Source organism: Pseudomonas sp. D1HM (assembly GCF_019266105.1).
GTDB lineage: Bacteria > Pseudomonadota > Gammaproteobacteria > Pseudomonadales > Pseudomonadaceae > Aquipseudomonas > Aquipseudomonas taetrolens.
In genome coordinates this window covers 416,864-437,766 of the sequence record NZ_LRMN01000003.1, presented here as the reverse complement: position 1 = coordinate 437,766, position 20,903 = coordinate 416,864, and the positions used below count along the sequence as shown (strand labels likewise).

Sequence of the window (20,903 nt, the reverse complement as noted above, 5' to 3'; positions counted from 1 at the left end):
TGGAAGCGGGTGATCCCGGCTTTCACAGGACTCGTGGCTGCGGTTCGCCTCTGGGGCATAATCGGCTTTAACTGTGTTCTGATTTTGTTGTAATTCTTTTTACTAATTACTGTGGGAACGGTCGCAACGACACTGCGTATCCTCACAGCCCCTCCGCTATACTCCCCCTCATTTGAATGGCTCCGAGGATCGACTGTGAAGAACTGGACGTTGCGCCAACGCATATTGGCAAGCTTTGCGGTGATCATCGCCATTATGTTGCTGATGGTGGTGGTGGCCTACTCGCGTTTGCTTTCGATCGAGAGCAGCGAAGAGGCCGTGCGAAACGATTCGATTCCCGGCGTCCATTACAGCTCGATGATGCGCAGTGCCTGGGTTGACAGCTATGTATTGACCCTGCAGTTGGTGGGTTCCAGCAACCGGCGTGAGCTGTCCAGCGAGGATCGCCAGTTGTACGCCAGCTATGAAGAGCGTTTGAATCAAGAGCTGGAAAATTATCGCAACACTATCTATGAACAGGATGATCGCAGCTCTTTTGATGAGTTCGAGCATCTGCATAAACAATATGGCCAGGTACTGGCTAAGGTGCTTGAGCTTTATCAGAACAAAGCGTTCGACCAGGCCAGTGATATGGTTGCCGAGCAATTGGCCGTGACCTGGATGGCAGGGCGCAAGCAACTCAACAATGTGATCGATGCCAACCGCCAGTCGGCTGTCGAAGCGACGAATGCCATTGCCGATTCGGTGCTGGCAGCCAAGGTCAGCATGCTGATTTCACTGTTCCTTGCCGTGATTGCGGCGGGCCTGTGCGGCTTGCTGTTGCTGCGGGCAATCATGTCGCCGATGCAGCGTATCGTTTCAATCCTTGAGGTCATGCGCTCCGGTGACCTGAGCCGGCGTTTGAACCTGGAACGCAAAGACGAATTCGGTGCTGTTGAAACCGGCTTCAACGACATGATGACGGAGCTGACTTCTCTGGTGTCTCAGGCCCAGCGCTCCTCGGTGCAGGTCACGACGTCGGTGACTGAAATTGCAGCCACGTCCAAGCAGCAACAAGCCACTGCTACAGAGACCGCGGCCACCACCACTGAAATCGGTGCAACCTCCCGCGAGATTGCTGCCACGTCCCGTGATTTGGTGCGCACCATGACTGAGGTGACCTCGGCGGCCGATCAGGCTTCGATATTGGCCGGCTCCGGTCAGCAAGGTCTGGCCCGAATGGAAGAAACCATGCACTCGGTGATGGGGGCTGCCGACCTGGTGAATGCCAAACTGGCAATTCTCAATGAAAAAGCCAGCAACATTAATCAGGTGGTGGTGACCATCGTAAAAGTCGCCGACCAGACCAATCTGCTGTCGCTGAATGCCGCCATTGAAGCTGAAAAAGCCGGTGAGTACGGCCGCGGGTTTGCGGTCGTTGCCACTGAAGTGCGGCGTCTGGCCGACCAGACGGCCGTGGCTACCTATGATATCGAGCAGATGGTGCGTGAAATCCAGTCGGCGGTTTCCGCTGGCGTGATGGGCATGGACAAGTTCTCTGAAGAAGTCCGCCGCGGCATGTCCGAGGTGCAGCAAGTGGGCGAGCAGTTGTCGCAGATTATCCATCAGGTGCAGGCTTTGGCCCCGCGCGTGCTGATGGTCAATGAAGGCATGCAGGCCCAGGCGACGGGCGCCGAGCAGATTAATCATGCGCTGGTGCAGTTGGGCGATGCCAGCAGCCAGACCGTCGAGTCCTTGCGCCAGGCCAGCTTTGCAATCGACGAACTCAGTCAGGTTGCAGTTGGACTGCGCAGCGGCGTTTCGCGCTTCAAAGTCTGATGAGCGCACCTCTAGCCAAACATCCGGGCGCGGTGCTGTCGAAACACCGTCTGTTCCTGGTGTTTTATATCGGCGATGAGCGTTTTGCATTGCCTGCCACCGATGTGGTTGAGATTTTGCCGCGCCTGCCGCTCAAGCCGATCGCGCAGGCCCCCGTGTGGGTGGCCGGGGTGTTCGAGCACCGTGGGCAAATGGTGCCGGTGATTGATATCAGCGCAATGGCCTTCGGCAACCCGGCCGTTGCCCGGACCAGCACCCGGTTGGTCCTGGTCAACTACGGTGAACGATTGCTCGGGCTGATACTCGAGCAGGCAAGCGATACCGTGCGTTGTGATCCGGCCGACTTCCAGCCGCATGGTATCGACAATCGCGATGCGCCTTATCTGGGGCCGGTCCGAAAAGACGATAAGGGGCTGCTGCAGTGGGTTGAGGTCGTCGACCTGCTGAGTCCAGCTGTTCGTGCCTTGCTTTTCCCCTTGGGCCCTGACGCTGATTCTGTGCGGGAGCCTGCATGAGTGCCGATCAACGTTTCTTCGATTACCTGAAACAACGCATCGGTCTGGATGTGGCCTCGGTCGGGCCGGCCATCATCGAGCGCGCGGTGCGCCAGCGATGCACTGCGTTGCACATGGCCACACACGAGGAATACTGGCAGCGCCTGCTCAGTTCTCAGGATGAGCAGCAGGCCCTGATCGAATCGGTGATCGTGCCGGAAACCTGGTTTTTTCGTTATCCGGAATCCTTCGTGACACTGGGACGGCTGGCCAGGGAGCGCCTGACTGAAATGGCCAGCCAGCGAACGCTGCGTATTCTGAGCCTGCCATGTTCGACCGGTGAAGAGCCTTATTCGATTGCCATGGCGTTGTTCGATGCCGGTCTGGCAGGGCATCAATTCAAGGTTGATGCGCTGGATATCAGTCCGCTCTCGGTGCAGCGTGCGCAGGGTGCGCTGTATGGAAAAAACTCTTTTCGCGGCCAGGACACCGGTTTTCGCGAGCGTTATTTCACCCTTGAGCACGACGGCTACCAGCTGTCGAGCCGGGTATGTGAACAGGTCAGCTTTCGCACGGGCAATTTGCTGGATCCGACGCTCGTGTCCAGCCACGTCCCGTATGACTTTGTGTTTTGTCGCAATCTGCTGATTTATTTCGATCTCAAAACCCAGCAGCAAGCACTGGCGGTGCTGAAGTGTTTGACCCGTGAAGAGGGCGTACTGTTCATCGGTCCGGCAGAGGGTAGCCTGCTCGTCAGGTTGGGCATGCGTTCGATGGGGGCACCGCAGTCATTTGCCTTTTGTCACAATCGCGAGCCGGTGTCTGCACCACCCGCATTGCTGGCTGAACCCAGACCGCTGACACGTCCGGTACCTGTGGCTGCCCGGCCTTTCACGCCACGTCCGAAGGCTCCGGCGTGGGCGAGCGCACCGCCGGCTATCGCTCAACCTGTCGCGTCGCTTGAGCAAATTGCCGTCCTTGCCAATCAGGGCAAGAGCCGTGAAGCCCGTGCGTTGTGCGAGCAGTACCTGCAGCAGCATGGCCCGCACGCACAGGCTTTTTACTGGTTGGGCCTGCTGAGTGATGTCGAAGGGCAGACCACCCAGGCCCAGGGGTTTTATCGCAAGGCCCTGTACCTGGAACCCCAGCATTCAGAAGCGCTGGTGCATCTGGCCGCGTTATTGGCCTCCCAGGGTGATATTGCCGGTGCCCAGCGTTTGCAGGCGCGTGCAGCCCGTAACGAGCGTTCCGTTCACAGCGAGCGTAAACAATGAGCGGTTTAACAGCCCAGAGCTTGATCCATACCGAAGCACAAGCCATTGACGATTGCTGGAACCGCATCGGTATTTATGGCGACAAATCCTGCCCATTGCTGGCGCAACATATCCATTGTCGCAATTGCGCTGTGTATTCGGCTGCAGCGACACGTTTGCTGGACCGTTATTCATTCGAGCAAGAGCATCACGCACTCTACGCCTCGCAGAGCCTGGCGCAAAAAGTCGCGACGCGTTCGCTGATGATCTTTCGTCTGGGGGGAGAATGGCTGGGGTTGGTGACGGGCTGTCTGGATGAAGTCTCGCCGACACAGTCGATCCATTCGCTGCCTCACCAGCGCTCGCGGGCCTTGTTGGGTGTGGCCAATGTACGAGGCGCGCTGGTGCCGTGCTTGTCTCTGGTGGAATTGTTGGGCCTGGACCCGACGGTGACCGTGACCACCGCCCGGCGGGTGATGCCGCGCATGCTGATTGTGGCGGCCCAAGGCGGTCCGGTGGTGCTGCCGGTGGACGAAGTGGACGGCATCCATGCCATAGAAGAGCGTACGTTGAGCGCGGCCTCGAACTCCGGCGAACATGTCAGCGCCAAGTACACCCGGGGCGTACTGCAGTGGAAAGACCGCAGCCTGCGCTGGCTGGACGAAGAGCAACTGCTGAGTGCCATCACCCGGAGCCTGACATGACCCCCGAGCAAATGCGTGATGCCTCGTTGCTGGAGCTGTTCAGTCTTGAGGCTGAAGCTCAAACCCAGGTCTTGAATGCCGGCTTGTTGGCGCTGGAGCGAAATCCGACTCAGGCAGACCAACTGGAAGCCTGTATGCGTGCAGCCCATTCGCTCAAGGGCGCGGCGCGGATTGTGGGGGTCGATGCCGGAGTCAGCGTCTCTCATGTGATGGAAGACTGCCTGGTCAGCGCCCAGGAAGGACGCTTGTACCTGCAGCGCGAGCATATTGACGCCTTGCTGCAGGGCACGGATTTATTGATGCGCATTGCCACACCGGGCAGTGCCAATGTGGGACCGGCCGATATTGAGGCCTATGTGGCGCTGATGGAGCGGCTGCTGGATCCTTCAGCCAGCAGCACACGGGTTGCATCGCCCGCATTTGATGTCTCTCATTTATTGCTGACGCCAGAGCCGGCGGCGCCTGTGATTGACCCCGCGCCTGTGCAGCGGATCGAGCCCGAAGTGATTCCGGAGCCTGTTCGTCGGACTCAGCGCCTGACTGAAGGCGGCGAGCGGGTATTGCGGGTGACAGCGGAGCGTCTCAACAGCCTGCTCGACCTTTCCAGTAAATCCCTGGTGGAGACTCAGCGTCTCAAGCCTTATCTGGCGACCTTGCAACGTCTTAAGCGGATGCAAAGTAGCGGCCTGCGTGCGCTGGACGCTCTAAGCGAGCAGCTCAAGCACGCGGGGCTGGGCCATGAAGCGCAAGAGGCGTTGACCGATGCGCGGAGGATAATGGCCGAGTCGCAGCATTTGCTCAGCGAGCAGACCGCTGAGCTGGATGAGTTTGGCTGGCACGCGGGTCAGCGTGCGCAATTGCTTTACGACACCGCGCTGGCTTGTCGCATGCGGCCGTTTGCCGACGTCCTGGTGGGGCAGGAGCGCATGGTGCGTGACTTGGGGCGGACCTTGGGCAAGCAGATCCGCCTGGAAATTGAAGGTGAAAAAACCCAGGTCGATCGCGATGTGCTGGAAAAGCTCGAAGCACCACTGACTCACTTGCTGCGCAATGCGGTTGATCACGGTATCGAATCCCCTGAGCAGCGGCTATTGGCGGGCAAGCCCGGCGAAGGCGTGATTCGCTTGCATGTCTCGCATCAAGCGGGCTTGCTGGTTCTGGAACTGAGCGATGATGGCGCCGGTGTTGACCTTGAGCGTTTGCGCCAGACCATTGTCGAGCGTCAGTTGTCGACGGCAGCGACGGCGGCCCAGTTGAGTGAAGAAGAGCTGTTGAGCTTTCTGTTTTTACCCGGCTTCAGCCTGCGCGATACCGTGACTGAGCTTTCCGGACGGGGCGTCGGGCTGGACGCCGTGCAGCACATGGTACGTTTGCTGCGCGGGGCCATTGTGCTGGAGCAGACCTCTGGTCGTGGCAGTCGCTTCCATCTGGAAGTGCCGCTGACATTGTCGGTGGTGCGCAGTCTGGTGGTTGAGGTCGCAGACGAAGCCTACGCGTTCCCGCTGGCGCATATCGAACGCATGCGAGACTTGCGCCCTGATGAAATTGTGCAGCTCGAAGGGCGTCAGCACTTCTGGCATGAAGGACGGCACGTGGGGCTGGTTGCGGCAAGCCAGTTGCTGCAGCGCCCGCCGAGTCAGAGCGAAGATGAAACCCTCAAAGTGGTGGTTATCCGCGAGCGTGATGCGGTGTATGGGGTGGCGGTGGAGCGTTTTATAGGCGAACGCACGCTGGTGGTACTGCCCCTTGATCCCCGATTGGGCAAGGTGCAGGACATTTCGGCAGGTGCCTTGCTCGATGATGGGTCTGCGGTGCTGATTGTTGACGTGGAAGACATGCTGCGATCCGTCGACAAACTGCTGAATACCGGACGCCTGGAGCGTATCGATCGGCGTAATCGGCACACGGCAGAGCTGGCCCGAAAACGTATTCTGGTGGTGGATGATTCGCTGACCGTGCGTGAACTGCAACGCAAGCTGTTGATCAACCGGGGTTATGAAGTCGCGGTGGCGGTAGACGGTATGGACGGTTGGAACGCCTTGCGCGCCGAGCATTTCGACCTGTTGATCACGGACATCGATATGCCACGCATGGACGGTATTGAACTGGTAACGCTGTTACGCCGAGATAACCGATTGCAATCGATGCCAGTGATGGTGGTGTCTTATAAGGATCGGGAAGAAGACCGTCGGCGCGGCCTTGATGCCGGAGCCGACTACTATTTAGCGAAAGCCAGTTTCCATGACGATGCCCTGCTTGATGCGGTGGTTGAGCTCATCGGAGGAGCGCAGTCATGAAAATCGCGATCGTCAACGATATGCCCATGGCGGTTGAAGCCTTGCGTCGGGCGCTTGCCTTTGAGCCTGCCCATGAAGTGGTCTGGGTTGCCAGCAATGGTGAAGAGGCGGTTCGGCAATGCGCCGAACTGACCCCGGACCTGATTTTGATGGACTTGATCATGCCCGTCATGGATGGCGTCGAAGCCACGCGCCGGATCATGGCCGAGAGCCCGTGTGCCATCGTGATTGTCACGGTTGATCGCGAGCAAAACGTCCATCGTGTATTTGAGGCCATGGGCTTCGGTGCGCTGGATGTGGTCGATACTCCCGCGCTGGGTGCCGGCAATGCCAGGGAAGCGGCTGCCCCGCTATTGCGCAAGATCCTCAACATTGGCTGGTTGATGGGGCAGGGGGACAAGCGGGTCCAGTCGGTGTTGGGGTCGCCACGTCTGCAGGGGTTAAGAAAAGGGTTGGTGGTGATCGGTTCTTCGGCGGGCGGTCCGGCCGCTCTCGAAGTATTGCTCAAGGGACTGCCCCGAGAGTTCAGCGCGGCCATTGTGTTGGTCCAGCACGTCGACCAGGTGTTTGCTGCCGGCATGGCTGAATGGTTAAGCAGCTCATGCGGGCTGAATGTGCGTCTGGCGCGGGACGGTGAAACCCCTCAGGCCGGAACGGTGCTCCTGGCCGGTACCAACCATCACATCCGCTTATTGAAAAACGGCACGCTGGCATACACCGCCGAGCCTGTGGACGAGATTTATCGTCCTTCAATCGATGTGTTTTTTGAAAGCGTTGCCAGGTACTGGAACGGCGACGCGGTGGGGGTGTTGTTGACCGGCATGGGCCGTGATGGGGCACAAGGCCTCAAGCTCATGCGCCAGCAAGGTTTTCTGACTATCGCCCAGGATCAGTTCAGCAGCTCGGTATTTGGCATGCCCAAAGCGGCGGCCGATATTGATGCCGCGGTTGAAATCCGCCCCTTGGACAAGATCGCGCCACGCTTGCTGGAGGTATTCCTCAAATGATGAATAAGCCCCCGCAGAACTGGCTTGAAGGCAGTAATTCAGGTGAACGCGCATGAATAAGTTGCAGTTGGACGACGTTAAAACTGACGAAAACGCCGCCATGGTGTTGCTGGTAGATGATCAGGCCATGATCGGGGAAGCCGTGCGTCGCGGGTTGGCGCTTGAGCAGAACATCGATTTTCATTTTTGTGCCGATCCCCACGAAGCAATTGCCCAGGCTATTCGGATCAAGCCGACGGTGATCCTGCAAGACCTGGTCATGCCGGGGCTTGACGGGCTGACGCTGGTGCGTGAATACCGCAATCACCCGGCTACCCACGATATTCCTATCATCGTGCTCTCCACCAAAGAGGACCCGTTGATCAAAAGCGCGGCCTTTTCGGCAGGTGCCAATGATTATCTGGTGAAGTTGCCGGATAACATCGAGCTGGTAGCACGTATCCGCTATCACTCGCGTTCATACATGACGCTGTTGCAGCGTGACGCTGCATACCGCGCGCTGCGTGTCAGCCAGCAGCAATTGCTGGACACCAACCTGGTGCTGCAACGGCTGATGAACTCCGACGGCCTGACCGGACTCTCCAATCGTCGTCATTTCGATGAGTACCTGGAGCTGGAGTGGCGGCGCGCCATACGTGAGCAAACCCAGCTGTCGCTGCTGATGATCGATGTCGATTACTTCAAGTCATACAACGACAGCTTTGGTCATCTCGACGGAGACGAGGCACTGCGCAAGGTGGCAGCGGCCATTCGCGATGCCAGTAGCCGGCCTTCAGATTTGCCGGCCCGTTATGGGGGGGAAGAGTTTGCCATTGTCTTGCCCAATACTTCCCAAGGGGGTGCCCGGCTGGTGGCAGAAAAACTTCGCCAGGCTGTCGAGGTTCTGAAAATCCCCCACATCTCACCGACTGCCGGAAACCGCCTGACCATCAGCATCGGCCTGGCCACCCTGGTCCCGCAACAAAGCAGTAACTGTCGTGAATTGATCCTGGCGGCCGACAAGGGGCTGTACCTGGCCAAAAACAACGGGCGCAACCAGGTGGGAGTTGAGTAACGCGGCTACGAATACCCTTTGTAGCCGCTGCCGCAGGCTGCGAAAAGGGCCGAAGGACCTTCAAAACGGTGCATCCCGGCGCAGCCTTCGGCAGCGGCTAGCGCATCACCCCTGATCCGGGGCGCATGCACACCGGGCTTTAGCGCCGGACGCGGCATTGCTCTGCTCGTCAGCGGCTACGAATGGCGTTTGTGCGATAGGGGGACTGGTTCTTGGTAGCAGCGCTCGAGTGAAGCGAGGCCGCGTCCGATTGCGCCGCGAGGGTAAATCCTGAGCCTCCAAGGTACCTGATACCGCCTGGTATCGGATCCGCGGCCACAGAAAAAAACAGCCCGAAACCGCCTTATAACCCCGCCGGACGGGCTGCTGATACGTTGTGTTTACGGTATACTCCCCGGCTTTGTAAAAATCGCCTACGAGTGCTGCCAGCCATGGAAATCAACCCGATCCTTAATAGCATCAAGGACCTGTCAGAGCGCTCCGAAACCATTCGGGGGTATCTTTGACTACGATCAAAAGCATGAGCGTCTGACCGAAGTCAATCGCGAGCTTGAAGATCCGAGTGTCTGGAACAACCCTTCCTATGCCCAGGAGCTGGGGCGCGAGCGCTCCCTGCTGGCGCAGATCGTCGAAACCCTGGATGAGATGCACACAGGCCTGGCCGATGCCAAAGACCTGCTGCTGATGTCTGCCGAGGAAGAAGACCAGGCTGCCGTGGATGACGTGGCGGCTGAAGTCGAGCGTCTGCGCGAAGCCCTTGAAAAACTCGAATTCCGCCGCATGTTCAGCGGTGAGATGGACGCCAACAACGCTTACCTGGACATTCAGGCAGGCTCCGGCGGTACCGAAGCGCAAGACTGGGCCAATATCCTGTTGCGGATGTATTTGCGCTGGGCCGACAAGCGCGGCTTCGATGCCACCATCATGGAACTGTCTGCCGGTGAAGTGGCCGGGATCAAAGGCGCGACCGTGCACATCAAAGGCGAATACGCATTTGGCTGGTTGCGCACCGAGATCGGCGTCCATCGTCTGGTACGTAAAAGCCCTTACGATTCGGGCAACCGTCGTCATACTTCGTTCTCGGCAGTCTTCGTTTCGCCAGAGATCGACGACAACATCGAAATTGACATCAACCCGTCAGACCTGCGGATCGATACCTATCGTTCCTCCGGTGCGGGTGGTCAGCACGTAAACACCACCGACTCGGCCGTGCGTATCACTCACGTACCGACCAACACCGTGGTGAGCTGCCAGAACGAACGTTCGCAGCACGCGAACAAAGACACCGCGATGAAAATGCTGCGGGCGCGTCTTTACGAGCAGGAAGTGCAGAAGCGCAATGCTGCCTCCCAGGCCCTGGAAGACACCAAGTCGGACATCGGCTGGGGACACCAGATCCGCTCGTACGTACTCGACGCTTCGCGTATCAAGGATTTGCGTACCAACATCGAGCGCAGCGATTGCGACAAAGTGCTCGACGGCGATATCGACGAATACCTGGTAGCCAGCCTGAAACAAGGGCTGTAAGTCGCGTAACAACCGTAAAGTGCGCAGCTGACGCGATGCCTCAAGGGCGCGCCAAAGCCCGCTTCCCCCTGCCGCAAGGCGGGGGCAACGAACCTGTGATGGAATTTTTTAAGACATGAGCGACCAACAACCCGACCCGCAAGACCTGCAACAGGAAGAAAACGCCCTGATCGCACTGCGCAAAGAAAAACTTGCAGCCGAGCGCGCCAAGGGCAATGCCTTTCCGAATGATTTCCGTCGCGATAACTACTGCGCGGATCTGCAGAAGCAATATGCCGACAAGACCAAGGAAGAGCTGGCTGAAGCCGCAATTCCGGTCAAGGTTGCGGGTCGCATCATGCTTAACCGTGGCTCGTTCATGGTGATTCAGGACATGACCGGTCGCATCCAGGTCTACGTCAACCGCAAAACCCTGCCGGAAGAAACCCTGGCTGCCGTGAAAACCTGGGACCTGGGCGACATCATTGCCGCCGAAGGCACCCTGGCCCGTTCCGGCAAAGGCGACCTGTACGTTGAAATGACCAACGTGCGACTGCTGACCAAATCCCTGCGTCCGCTGCCGGACAAGCACCACGGCCTGACCGACACCGAGCAGCGCTATCGCCAGCGTTATGTTGACCTGATCGTTAACGAAGAAGTACGCCACACTTTCCGTGTGCGTTCGCAAGTGATCGCTCACATCCGCAACTTCCTGATGCAGCGCGACTTCCTGGAAGTTGAAACACCGATGCTGCAAACCATCCCGGGCGGTGCTGCGGCCAAGCCGTTTGAAACGCACCACAACGCGCTGGACATGGAAATGTTCCTGCGTATCGCGCCTGAGTTGTACCTCAAGCGCCTGGTGGTCGGTGGTTTCGAAAAGGTGTTCGAGATCAACCGCAACTTCCGTAACGAAGGCGTTTCGACCCGTCACAACCCAGAATTCACCATGCTTGAGTTCTACCAGGCGTACGCCGACTACGAAGACAACATGGACCTGACCGAGGAGCTGTTCCGCGAACTGGCTCAGTTGGTTCTGGGGTCTACCGACGTGCCGTACGGCGACAAGGTGTTCCACTTCGGCGAACCGTTCGTGCGTCTGTCGGTGTTTGACTCGATCCTCAAGTACAACCCGGAACTGACCGCTGCCGACCTGCAGGACATTGACAAGGCTCGCGCCATCGCCAAGAAAGCCGGCGCCAAGGTGTTGGGCTTCGAAGGTCTGGGCAAGCTGCAGGTGATGATTTTTGAAGAGCTGGTCGAGCACAAGCTGGAACAGCCGCACTTCATTACCCAGTACCCGTTCGAAGTATCGCCACTGGCCCGTCGTAACGACGAGAACCCTAACGTCACCGACCGCTTCGAGCTGTTCATCGGTGGTCGTGAAATCGCCAACGCCTACTCCGAGCTCAATGATGCCGAAGATCAGGCCGAGCGTTTCATGGCTCAGGTTGCCGACAAGGATGCGGGCGATGATGAAGCCATGCACTACGACGCTGACTTCGTTCGTGCTCTGGAATACGGCATGCCGCCGACTGCCGGTGAAGGGATCGGTATCGATCGCCTGGTGATGTTGCTGACCGACTCGCCATCGATTCGCGATGTGATCCTGTTCCCGCACATGCGCCCCGAAGCGTAACGATGCGAAATAAGAAGCCGCCATTCCAGGCGGCTTTTTATTGTCTGGCACATGCTGTTTTTGGGTGGCTGCGGCCCAAGGCTGCGATCGGGCTTGAAACAGGCTCTTATTGCAGTCTCCGGCAGCGACGACAAAGTGTTCATCGTAGTTCTAAACAAAGGAGTGTTTCATGAACCGGTCCAGAGCTCAGGAGGGGGCGGCAGGCGTCGCCGCGGCGGTGGCTGAAAGTGTTCAGTATCAGGGGCGCAAGGCCAGTCGGCATGGCAGCGAACAGCGCCGCCAGCAGATTCTCGATGCGGCGATGCGTATCGTGGTGCGGGACGGGATACGCGGCGTCCGTCACCGTGCAGTGGCGGCCGAAGCCGCGGTGCCGTTGTCGGCGACCACCTATTACTTCAAAGACATCGATGACCTGCTCAATGACACGTTTGCCCAGTACGTCGAGCGCAGCGCCGCGTTCATGGCCAAGTTATGGCTCAATACCGAGGGCAAACTGCGAGAGCTGGTGGCCTATGGTGATGGCAGTGCGGAGTCGCGCGGACTGCTGGCCGATGAAATCGCGCACATGGCTGCGGACTATGTACAGCACCAGTTGCTCACGCGTCGTGAACACCTCATGGCTGAGCAGGCTTTCCACCAGGCGGCTTTGCATAATCCGCGTCTGGCTGTATTAGTCCGCTCCCATGAGCAAATTTTATGGCAGGGTGCGTGTCAGATATTTCAGGTGCTGGGTTCCAAACAACCGCAGCAGGATGCCAATGTCTTGACGGCGATAATCGGTCGGATGGAATATCAGGGCTTACTTACTGGCGCGCAACCGGTGGCGGATGATGACCGGCTGGGTATTCTTACGCGCTACATGCACTTGGTGCTGGCCGCTCTATAAGAAGGATGCAGGCATGAAAGCTTGGCGCGTAATGATCATGGCTCTGGCCATGTTGCTGTTGAACGGCTGCCTGGTGACATTCACTGAGCCCTTGCCGGACACCCAGGCTGCCCCGAAAGGCCTGCTGGGTACCTGGAGCAGCAAGGATGCCTGGGGCGAGGCCCAAAATCTGATCATCCGCTCGGATGGCAAAAACCGCTACACCGCCGTGAGCTACCCTAAGGCCAAGCCCAAAGAACGTGAAGCCCATCCATTTACCATGACCCGTCACGGCATCCGCTGGTATGCGTCGGCGCAAGTCCCTGCCAGCAAGGGCGGCAATTATGTGTTGGCCGGTTTTGAACTGACCGATAAAAACGAGCTGGTGATCTACGAGCTGGACCTCGAGCAAATCAAACAAGCCATCGCCCAGTCGAACTTGAGCGGTGATGTGGTTGAAACCGGTGATGGCAGCACCGTGGTGGTCAACAGCCCCGCGGCCGGGGTTTTTGCCTATCTGGATGACCCGGCCAACTCCGATGTATTTGTTGAAGTTGCCCGCTATCAGCGCGTGACCCAGTAGCACTGCTTTTCACGCCTATTCAAGGAGCACCGGGTGGACGATTACCAACGCACGATCCGCATGTTGTCAGACCGTATCGTGCAGGCCCAGACACCGATCCGCGTGCTGGATGCGGTGAAATGGGATGACAGCATCCGTCAGGGCTTTTTCAAGGCCAAAGGCAAGGAAATGCCTGCGGTTACACGTGATTACTATCTGGGGCGTCCGCTGGCCTTTGATTCGGGTGCGGTGAAGCTGGAGTTCCAGAACATCGAGCGTGATATCACGCGTCAACTGGGCCAGTTCAACCCGGTCGGGCAGATCATGCGCCGCATGTGCAAAGAGTACAGAATGGTGGTGCGCATGCTGGAAGCGCGTGGCACCGAAGATTTCGGGCTGATCTCCCAGGAACTGTATGGCGCGGCATCGGATGCCTTCCATGCGGGTGATCCGACGCTGGCCGATCTGGGGCTGATGATGTCCGATTACCTGGACAATATCGACGGGCGTGGCGATCTCAAGGACGAAGCCAAGACCCTGACCGCCAAAGATGCGGTCAGCTTGCTGCAAAGCCGCTTGAACAAGGTATTTGGCGAGGCTGAAGAAACCATCAGGGTGTTCGAGTCGGACGGTATTGTCGCGGACGCGGCAGCGGGTGCCGACTACATCAAGATCCGCACCGATGCCATGTTCAACCATCGAGACGTGCGGGCGCTGGAAGTCCACGAGGGGCTGGTACACGTGGGCACGACGCTCAACGGGCAAAATCAGCCGATCTGTACCTTCCTGTCCAAGGGGCCGCCATCGTCGACCGTCACCCAGGAAGGCCTGGCGATTTTGATGGAGATCATCACCTTCGCGTCCTATCCGAGCCGCCTGCGCAAGTTGACCAATCGCACCCGTGCCATCCACATGGTGGAAGAGGGTGCGGATTTTATGCAGGTGTATGAGTTTTTCCGTGAGCAGGGCTTCGAGATGCCGGAAAGCTATGGCAACGCGAGCCGGGTTTTTCGTGGATCGGTGCCCAATGGCTTGCCGTTTACCAAAGACTTGTCCTATCTCAAGGGCTTCATCATGGTTTACAACTATATTCAGCTGGCCGTGCGCAAAGGCAAGCTGGAACAAGTGCCGTTGCTGTTCTGTGGCAAAACTACGCTGGAAGACATGCGTACCCTGCGCCAGCTGGTTGATGAAGGACTGGTTGTCGCGCCCAAATACCTGCCCGAGCAGTTCCGTGACATGAATGCCCTGGCCGCCTGGATGTGTTTCTCCAACTTCCTCAATCATTTGAGCCTGGACCGGATCGAAGCGGACTACTCGAACATTTTGTAACCATGCCCAACCCTGTAGCCGCTGCCGCAGATTGGGACGGGGAATGCAGTGACCCTCTCTGCATCCTGCGGACCTTTCGCCATCAACCGCAGCGGCTACCTAACTGTTTCAGGTACCTCATTCGATGAAAATCCTGGCTGCACTCTGTCTGCTGCTGACCCTTGGCGGATGCAGTTCGTTGCTGTTCTATCCCGAAAAAGGCCAGCCAATCACGCCGGCGGCGGCGGGGCTGGAGTACCGCGATGTCGCATTGACGGCTGCCGACGGTACGCGCCTGCACGGCTGGTGGTTGCCGGCCAAAAAAGGCGTGCCGCTCAAGGGCACGGTGCTGCATCTGCATGGCAACGGTGGCAACCTGGCTTACCACTTGGGCGCGACTGCCTGGCTGCCTGAGCAGGGTTACCAGGTGCTGATGTTCGATTACCGGGGCTATGGACTGTCGCAGGGCTCCCCGAGCCTGCCGGGCGTTTATCAGGATATTGCCGCAGCCTTTGACTGGTTGCAGGATCAGCCGCAGGTCCAGGGCTTGCCGCTGATTGTGCTGGGGCAAAGTCTGGGAGGGGCCGTGGGGGTTCATTACTTGAGCGAACACCCGGTGCAAAAGGCGCGGCTCAAAGCCATGGTGCTCGACGGCGTTCCGGCAAGCTACCGCGAGGTGGGGCAATTTGCCTTGAGCACGTCCTGGCTAACCTGGCCGTTGCAAGTACCTTTGTCCTGGCTGGTACCCGATGCCGACAGTGCGGTTTATGCGATGCCCGGCATGGCCGATGTGCCGATGCTGGTGTTCCACAGCCTGGACGACCCGATAGTGCCACTGTCCAATGGCATCCGCCTGTACCAGGCAGCGCCGCCACCCAAAGTGCTGCAACTGACGCGCGGTGGGCACGTCCAGACATTTGCCGATCCTGTCTGGCGCCAGGTGATGCTGCGTTACCTGGATGACCCGGAGCATTTCAACGGCGTGCGACGCCTGGGCGAGATCGCCAACTACCCTGACGTCCCGAATGTCACGACCCACTTTAATCCTGATGTTGAACCCGAGAACCGACCATGAGTGAAGAACGTAACGCTATCCCGCTGATCATCACGGGCATTTGTACTATCCTCGGCACCGTGGGTTGTCTGTGGTATTACGGCTACCTGCACTTTGCCAAGCCCGAGGATGCGCTGCTGCTCAACGATTTCACCATGCTCAAGACTATTCCCGGCGAGGATTACAAGGTTTCGCTCAAACCTGCCAACGAAGTGGCACAGTGCATTGATGGCATCGTCGTGCTGTTCGACACCGAGCAAAAAGGCCTGACCGGTGTACTGGTGAACAACAAGAAACAAGCAGTACGTTGCATGGGCCAGGAAACACCGAAGCTGGAACAGTAACGCCTGCTGGATCCTGTCAGCGCGAGGCTGTCGCGGCAAAGGATATTCACGCTCAAGCAAAAAGCCCCGCCTGATCACTCAGGCGGGGCTTTTTAGTTAACGCTTACCGGGTTACTGCATCGATGAGCGCGGTGCTACAGGCTGGTTGTCGTTGGAGATGGTCACTTCAACGCGACGGTTTTGAGCGCGGCCCGAGTCGGTGGCGTTGCTGGCAACCGGGTATTCCTTGCCATAACCCTGAACCACGATACGGGTAGGATCGACGCCTTTGCGAACCAGTGCATTACGCACCGATGCCGCACGACGCTCAGACAGGGTCTGGTTGAATGAAGCCGAGCCGACGCTGTCGGTGTAACCCTCAACGATCACTTTGCGGTCAGGGTTCTGGACCAGGTACTCAGCCAGGGTGTTGATGTTGCGCATGCCGTTGGGTTGCAGGTCGGAGCGGCCGAACTGGAACAGCACATCGCCGAATGTGACCAGCGTGCCGCGTTCGGTCTGCTTGGCGTTCATGCCTTGCAGTTGCTTGATCTGAGCGTCACGTGCATCGAGCAATGCCTGGGCACGGGACGCTGCCGAGTTCTTCAGATTGGCTTCAGCAGTGCGCAAAGCAATGGTTTGCTTGGCCACTTCAACACGCTGGTTGGTCAGATAAGCCAACTGATCCACTTTGGATTCGTCTTCTTTATTCAGGTAAGCCTTTTCAGCTTTATCCAGCCATTCACTGGCGTCTTTGGTTTCCAGCGCAGCCACCTTGGTGGCTTCCGGGTTGGTCTGCAGCGCCGAGAAATTGGTCTTGGCATTTTCCAGGTTAGGGTTCGGCGTCGATGAGCAAGCCGCCAGGCCAACGCTCAGAGCCAACAGGGCAGGGATCAGTACTTGGTTGCGCATAATATGTGTCCTTTCTATCGATTAGGAATGCGGTGTCGCCAGAAGCAGTCAGAAGGGGGAGCGTTTATTTCACGCTGCGCATGCCTTCCTGACGCAATTCCTGTACGGCTTTCTGCGCATCCTCAACAGCTTTTTGGGCCTTGGCAGCCTGGGCTTTGCGTTCTGCCAAACGGGCGTCCCACTCGGCTTGCTCAGACAGACGACGGGCTTCGTCGTACTTCTTGTCGTGCATGGCCAGTTCCGCTTGTTTCAGCTTGTCTTGAGCCGACTTCATTTCCACAGGGGCGAATTCAGTGCCGCCAGCGCTCACGGCGTTATTCACTGCCGATTGAGTAACCGCGTACTGCTCCGAAGGCGGGTTGCCAGCACAGCCGGCCAAAACGAAGCTGGTACCGAGTGCCAGCGCAGCCAGTTTTAGCCCGCGCAGGCGAGGTGATGGGGTAGTGACAGTGCGGGTCATCATGGTTTTCAACTCCATTAGGTAACTCCTGAAATACAGCAAATTCCATCACGACCGTGGCATCAGTCAGGTTTGCCTGAGACGTCACGCCAAAGCGTTACAACAGGCTCCAGCGGTGATGGTTATTGGGTGTGACCCGAGGGATTTTTGAATAGTTCAAAAAAAAAGATGGCAAATTGCCTAGAGAAAATATGACCGATCGGTCACGCAGTTGCCCCGCAGGCAAGGCAGGTACAGCGTGTGAAAAGCGCCCGCTGCACCCCTCATTGGATCATTCACAGCCCGGTTGGACTCAGTGCTCAGGCTTTTCAGCCTGGTCCGTCAGGTCATGCAGATGCCGACGGGAAAGGGCCAGGAAACGCGGTGTTTGCCCGATGTCTTCGTACAGGGGATTGCCTTCTTCATCCGTCGTAACCACCTGCGTACCCTTGATGTAAGGGAAGCTCGCCTCAAGCTCTTCGAGGGCCGCCCCTATCAGTTCGCCGAGCAGCTCCTCGGGGTGCCGCTTGGGGTACATCTCGGACAACGCCGCGAGCCGGGCTGCGGTTTCCACATCCAGGCGAACCACATAGCCGGTGTCGAGCAAACGGCCTTTGGCTGTTTGTTCCCAGTGTTGCGCGAGCTCACGTATTTTCATGTTTATCTCGCTGGACGCCGCCAGAACAGGCGTCGGTGGGTCGCAGGATTCGGTACGAACTGCGCGTGTTTTACCTGTTTGAGCGTAGACGGTTCCACCCGGGGCGAGCGCAGTTTCTGTGTTCCCTTGTCAGGCGCAGGGGTTGCAACGCATGCTTGGGGCACGAGCCATCCCCGAACGACTGGAGGAAACGCTGATGACCGATATTGATGCACGCTTGCGCGATGATGTTCACCTGCTGGGTGAACTGTTGGGTAATACCATTCGTGACCAGTACGGCGATGCCTTTCTCGCCAAGATCGAGCGTATCCGCCAAGGGGCCAAAGACGACCGGCGGGGGACCACGGGTGAGGAGTTGAGCGCGATTCTGGATGCCCTCAGCGATGATGAAGTGTTGCCGGTGGCACGGGCATTCAACCAGTTTTTGAACCTGGCCAATATCGCCGAGCAGTATCAATTGATTCACCGGCGCGATGACCAGCAGCCGGAGCCCTTTGAAGCGCTGGTTTTGCCCACGCTGCTGACGCGGCTGCTGGCCGAAGGGCACGACGCCGAATCGCTGGCGCGACAAATCAGCCGTCTCGATATTGAACTGGTGTTGACTGCGCACCCCACTGAAGTGACCCGCCGCACACTGATTCAAAAGTACGATGCGATCGCCGAGCAACTGGCTGCGCAGGACCACCGTGACCTGACCCTTGCCGAAAAATCCCGAATTGAACAACGCCTGCAGCGGTTGATCGCTGAAGCGTGGCACACCGAAGAAATCCGCCGCACGCGCCCCACACCGGTGGATGAAGCCAAGTGGGGATTTGCCGTCATTGAGCATTCGCTCTGGCAGGCAGTACCGCACATGTTGCGCAAGGCCGATCAGGCGCTGCACGCTGCCACAGGTTTGCATTTGCCGCTCGAGGCCGCCCCCATTCGTTTTGCATCGTGGATGGGCGGCGACCGCGACGGCAACCCGAATGTGACGGCTCCGGTCACCCGTGAAGTCCTGCTTCTGGCGCGCTGGATGGCCGCCGATTTATACCTGCGTGATATCGATAAACTGGCCGCTGACTTGTCGATGCAGCAGGCCACACCGGCGTTGCTGGCGGTGGCGGGGGAGCATTCTGAGCCGTATCGCGCCGTGCTCAAGCAATTGCGTGAGCGGCTGCGAGCGACCCGCAACTGGGCGCATAGCGCCTTGAACAGTCCCCAGGCGGCGCCCGACGACGTGCTGCAGGACAATCGCGACCTGCTGGCGCCGTTGCAGCTGTGCTATGAGTCATTGCATGCCTGCGGCATGGGGGTAATTGCCGAGGGGCCGCTGCTGGATTGCTTGCGCCGGGCCGTGACCTTCGGGCTGTTCCTGGTGCGGCTGGACGTGCGCCAGGACGCGGCGCGGCACACCTCGGCCATGACTGAGATCACCGATTATCTGGGGCTGGGCCGCTATGAAGAGTGGGACGAAGAGGCAAGGCTGACCTTTCTCACCCGTGAGCTGGACAACCGTCGACCCTTGTTGCCGGGCTACTTCAAACCGGCTGCCGACACTGCCGAAGTGCTGGCCACCTGTCGCGAAGTAGCGGCTGCTCCGGGGGCGTCGCTGGGCTCGTATGTGATCTCCATGGCCGGTGCAGCCTCGGATGTGCTGGCGGTGCAGTTGCTGCTCAAAGAGGCCGGGCTTGAGCGTCCCATGCGCGTAGTCCCGCTGTTTGAAACCCTGGCTGACCTCGATCAGGCGGGGCCGGTGATCGAACGCTTGCTGCTGTTGCCGGGGTACCGCGCACGCTTGCATGGCCCGCAGGAGGTCATGATCGGCTACTCCGATTCCGCCAAGGATGCAGGCACGACGGCGGCGGCCTGGGCGCAGTACCGGGCCCAGGAAACCCTGGTCAATATCTGCCGCGAGCAAGAGGTCGAGCTGTTGTTGTTCCACGGCCGTGGTGGCACGGTCGGCCGCGGCGGTGGCCCGGCCCACGCGGCGATCCTGTCGCAGCCTCCGGGATCGGTAGCCGGGCGCTTCCGTACGACGGAGCAGGGCGAGATGATTCGCTTCAAATTTGGCCTGCCGGACATCGCCGAGCAAAACCTCAACCTGTATCTGGCTGCCGTACTCGAAGCCACCTTGTTGCCACCGCCTTTGCCTGAGCCGGGCTGGCGGGTGTTGATGGACGAACTGGCTGAGGACGGGGTCAAGGCTTACCGTGCGGTAGTGCGTGATAACCCGCAATTCGTGGAGTATTTCCGTCAGTCCACACCGGAGCAGGAACTGGGCCGCTTGCCGCTTGGCAGCCGCCCGGCCAAACGCCGGGCGGGCGGAATTGAAAGCCTGCGGGCGATCCCGTGGATTTTCGGCTGGACCCAGACTCGCCTGATGCTGCCCGCCTGGCTCGGCTGGGAAACGGCGTTGAACAACGCACTGGAGCGAGGGGAAGGCCAGATGCTGGCGCAGATGCGTGAACAATGGCCGTTTTTCCGTACCCGGATCGACATGCTGGAGATGGTGCTGGCCAAGGCCGACGCCGACATCGCCAGACTCTACGATGAGCGTTTGGTGGCCCCCGAGCTGCTGCCATTGGGCGTGCATCTGCGCGACTTATTGTCGCAGGCGTGTGCGGTGGTGCTGGGCTTGACCGGGCAGTCGCAACTTATGGCGCACAGCCCCGATACCCTGGAGTTCATCCGGTTGCGCAATACCTACCTTGATCCTCTTCATCTATTGCAAGCAGAGCTTCTGGCGCGCTCCAGGCGCCAGCAAGCGACTCAGGACAGCCCTCTGGAACAAGCGTTGCTGGTGACTGTGGCCGGGATTGCGGCAGGCCTGCGCAACACGGGTTAAGGCATAAGACGGGCAATCGGTCGCGCCAGGGTGCCAGGGGAAGGTGCAGGTTTCATGCCGACTTCTGTGCGGGCGCGACACATTTCAGTACGGCAGGGACCTGTGACACCCGGCCGCACAGGCCGGTTTACAGGTGATTATTCAGACTTTTGCCGGCTTGTGTGGGGTCGGCGGGCTGTG

Annotated in this window: 18 protein-coding genes; 15 read left to right on the top strand and 3 right to left on the bottom strand. The window is 58.8% G+C overall.

The window, feature by feature from the left end; genetic code table 11:
• Positions 1-195: 195 nt before the first annotated feature.
• From AWM69_RS05145 to AWM69_RS05080, 14 genes are all read left to right on the top strand, one after another.
• Positions 196-1,818: a methyl-accepting chemotaxis protein gene (locus tag AWM69_RS05145; protein ID WP_131652607.1), complete on the top strand. Its 1,623-nt coding sequence runs from the start codon at positions 196-198 to the stop codon at positions 1,816-1,818.
• Entirely contained in the window at positions 1,818-2,333 is a 516-nt protein-coding gene (locus AWM69_RS05140) for a chemotaxis protein CheW (protein ID WP_218725904.1), read from the top strand. Before AWM69_RS05145 ends, AWM69_RS05140 begins: the two co-directional genes overlap by 1 nt.
• Entirely contained in the window at positions 2,330-3,586 is a 1,257-nt protein-coding gene (locus AWM69_RS05135; protein WP_218725903.1) for a protein-glutamate O-methyltransferase CheR, read from the top strand. Before AWM69_RS05140 ends, AWM69_RS05135 begins: the two co-directional genes overlap by 4 nt.
• Positions 3,583-4,269 carry a chemotaxis protein CheW gene (locus AWM69_RS05130; RefSeq protein WP_218725902.1) on the top strand — a complete coding sequence of 229 codons (687 nt, stop codon included), beginning with the start codon at positions 3,583-3,585 and terminating at the stop codon, positions 4,267-4,269. Before AWM69_RS05135 ends, AWM69_RS05130 begins: the two co-directional genes overlap by 4 nt.
• Positions 4,266-6,566, top strand: a complete 2,301-nt coding sequence (locus AWM69_RS05125; protein ID WP_218725901.1) for a hybrid sensor histidine kinase/response regulator — start codon at positions 4,266-4,268, stop codon at positions 6,564-6,566. The genes AWM69_RS05130 and AWM69_RS05125 overlap by 4 nt, the downstream gene beginning before the upstream one ends.
• Positions 6,563-7,573 carry a chemotaxis response regulator protein-glutamate methylesterase gene (locus tag AWM69_RS05120; protein WP_218725900.1) on the top strand — a complete coding sequence of 337 codons (1,011 nt, stop codon included), beginning with the start codon at positions 6,563-6,565 and terminating at the stop codon, positions 7,571-7,573. Before AWM69_RS05125 ends, AWM69_RS05120 begins: the two co-directional genes overlap by 4 nt.
• A gap of 52 nt (positions 7,574-7,625) precedes the next feature.
• Positions 7,626-8,627 (top strand): PleD family two-component system response regulator, encoded by a 1,002-nt coding sequence (locus AWM69_RS05115; protein ID WP_131652613.1) that lies wholly within the window; start codon positions 7,626-7,628, stop codon positions 8,625-8,627.
• 431 nt (positions 8,628-9,058) lie between these two features.
• Positions 9,059-10,154 (top strand): peptide chain release factor 2 gene (gene prfB, locus AWM69_RS05110; protein WP_111724335.1). Its coding sequence is split into 2 segments (ribosomal slippage): positions 9,059-9,130 and positions 9,132-10,154, totalling 1,095 coding nucleotides; the frame shifts between segments, so codons are not numbered across the junction.
• Positions 10,155-10,269: 115 nt separating this feature from the next.
• Positions 10,270-11,772, top strand: coding sequence for a lysine--tRNA ligase (gene lysS / locus AWM69_RS05105; RefSeq protein ID WP_131652614.1), 1,503 nt, complete (start codon positions 10,270-10,272; stop codon positions 11,770-11,772).
• Positions 11,773-11,941: 169 nt separating this feature from the next.
• The gene (locus AWM69_RS05100) at positions 11,942-12,658 is read left to right on the top strand and encodes a TetR/AcrR family transcriptional regulator (protein ID WP_131652615.1); all 717 of its coding nucleotides are present in this window, start codon (positions 11,942-11,944) and stop codon (positions 12,656-12,658) included.
• Positions 12,659-12,671: 13 nt separating this feature from the next.
• Complete coding sequence (locus AWM69_RS05095) at positions 12,672-13,220, top strand: hypothetical protein (RefSeq protein WP_218725899.1); 549 nt, start codon at positions 12,672-12,674, stop codon at positions 13,218-13,220.
• A gap of 60 nt (positions 13,221-13,280) precedes the next feature.
• Positions 13,281-14,531 (top strand): flavohemoglobin expression-modulating QEGLA motif protein, encoded by a 1,251-nt coding sequence (locus AWM69_RS05090; protein ID WP_218726016.1) that lies wholly within the window; start codon positions 13,281-13,283, stop codon positions 14,529-14,531.
• A gap of 124 nt (positions 14,532-14,655) precedes the next feature.
• The gene (locus AWM69_RS05085) at positions 14,656-15,585 is read left to right on the top strand and encodes an alpha/beta hydrolase (RefSeq protein WP_218725898.1); all 930 of its coding nucleotides are present in this window, start codon (positions 14,656-14,658) and stop codon (positions 15,583-15,585) included.
• Positions 15,582-15,908: a hypothetical protein gene (locus tag AWM69_RS05080; protein ID WP_048378801.1), complete on the top strand. Its 327-nt coding sequence runs from the start codon at positions 15,582-15,584 to the stop codon at positions 15,906-15,908. The genes AWM69_RS05085 and AWM69_RS05080 overlap by 4 nt, the downstream gene beginning before the upstream one ends.
• 111 nt (positions 15,909-16,019) lie before the next feature.
• On the opposite strand, the gene AWM69_RS05075 is transcribed toward AWM69_RS05080, so the two are convergent.
• From AWM69_RS05075 to AWM69_RS05065, 3 genes are all read right to left on the bottom strand, one after another.
• Complete coding sequence (locus tag AWM69_RS05075; protein ID WP_131652619.1) at positions 16,020-16,799, bottom strand: OmpA family protein; 780 nt, start codon at positions 16,797-16,799, stop codon at positions 16,020-16,022.
• Between the two features lie 64 nt (positions 16,800-16,863).
• Positions 16,864-17,262 (bottom strand): DUF4398 domain-containing protein, encoded by a 399-nt coding sequence (locus AWM69_RS05070; protein ID WP_218726015.1) that lies wholly within the window; start codon positions 17,260-17,262, stop codon positions 16,864-16,866.
• A gap of 289 nt (positions 17,263-17,551) precedes the next feature.
• On the bottom strand, positions 17,552-17,896 hold the full coding sequence (locus AWM69_RS05065) for a pilin assembly protein (protein WP_131652621.1): 345 nt from the start codon (positions 17,894-17,896) through the stop codon (positions 17,552-17,554).
• Between the two features lie 196 nt (positions 17,897-18,092).
• On the opposite strand from AWM69_RS05065, the gene ppc reads away from it, so the two are divergent.
• Positions 18,093-20,723: a phosphoenolpyruvate carboxylase gene (gene ppc, locus AWM69_RS05060; protein WP_131652622.1), complete on the top strand. Its 2,631-nt coding sequence runs from the start codon at positions 18,093-18,095 to the stop codon at positions 20,721-20,723.
• The last annotated feature ends 180 nt before the right edge of the window (positions 20,724-20,903 follow it).

What these genes read in the sequence shown, in the direction of transcription:
- lysS (WP_131652614.1), top strand. Translation starts at nt 10,270, where the DNA reads ATGAGCGACCAACAACCCGACCCGCAAGACCTGCAACAGGAAGAAAAC.
- AWM69_RS05080 (WP_048378801.1), top strand. Translation starts at nt 15,582, where the DNA reads ATGAGTGAAGAACGTAACGCTATCCCGCTGATCATCACGGGCATTTGT.
- AWM69_RS05120 (WP_218725900.1), top strand. Translation starts at nt 6,563, where the DNA reads ATGAAAATCGCGATCGTCAACGATATGCCCATGGCGGTTGAAGCCTTG.
- AWM69_RS05090 (WP_218726016.1), top strand. Translation starts at nt 13,281, where the DNA reads ATGTTGTCAGACCGTATCGTGCAGGCCCAGACACCGATCCGCGTGCTG.
- AWM69_RS05100 (WP_131652615.1), top strand. Translation starts at nt 11,942, where the DNA reads ATGAACCGGTCCAGAGCTCAGGAGGGGGCGGCAGGCGTCGCCGCGGCG.
- AWM69_RS05125 (WP_218725901.1), top strand. Translation starts at nt 4,266, where the DNA reads ATGACCCCCGAGCAAATGCGTGATGCCTCGTTGCTGGAGCTGTTCAGT.
- AWM69_RS05085 (WP_218725898.1), top strand. Translation starts at nt 14,656, where the DNA reads ATGAAAATCCTGGCTGCACTCTGTCTGCTGCTGACCCTTGGCGGATGC.
- AWM69_RS05130 (WP_218725902.1), top strand. Translation starts at nt 3,583, where the DNA reads ATGAGCGGTTTAACAGCCCAGAGCTTGATCCATACCGAAGCACAAGCC.
- AWM69_RS05115 (WP_131652613.1), top strand. Translation starts at nt 7,626, where the DNA reads ATGAATAAGTTGCAGTTGGACGACGTTAAAACTGACGAAAACGCCGCC.
- AWM69_RS05070 (WP_218726015.1), bottom strand. Translation starts at nt 17,262, where the DNA reads ATGATGACCCGCACTGTCACTACCCCATCACCTCGCCTGCGCGGGCTA.
- AWM69_RS05140 (WP_218725904.1), top strand. Translation starts at nt 1,818, where the DNA reads ATGAGCGCACCTCTAGCCAAACATCCGGGCGCGGTGCTGTCGAAACAC.
- ppc (WP_131652622.1), top strand. Translation starts at nt 18,093, where the DNA reads ATGACCGATATTGATGCACGCTTGCGCGATGATGTTCACCTGCTGGGT.
- AWM69_RS05065 (WP_131652621.1), bottom strand. Translation starts at nt 17,896, where the DNA reads ATGAAAATACGTGAGCTCGCGCAACACTGGGAACAAACAGCCAAAGGC.
- AWM69_RS05135 (WP_218725903.1), top strand. Translation starts at nt 2,330, where the DNA reads ATGAGTGCCGATCAACGTTTCTTCGATTACCTGAAACAACGCATCGGT.
- AWM69_RS05095 (WP_218725899.1), top strand. Translation starts at nt 12,672, where the DNA reads ATGAAAGCTTGGCGCGTAATGATCATGGCTCTGGCCATGTTGCTGTTG.
- AWM69_RS05075 (WP_131652619.1), bottom strand. Translation starts at nt 16,799, where the DNA reads ATGCGCAACCAAGTACTGATCCCTGCCCTGTTGGCTCTGAGCGTTGGC.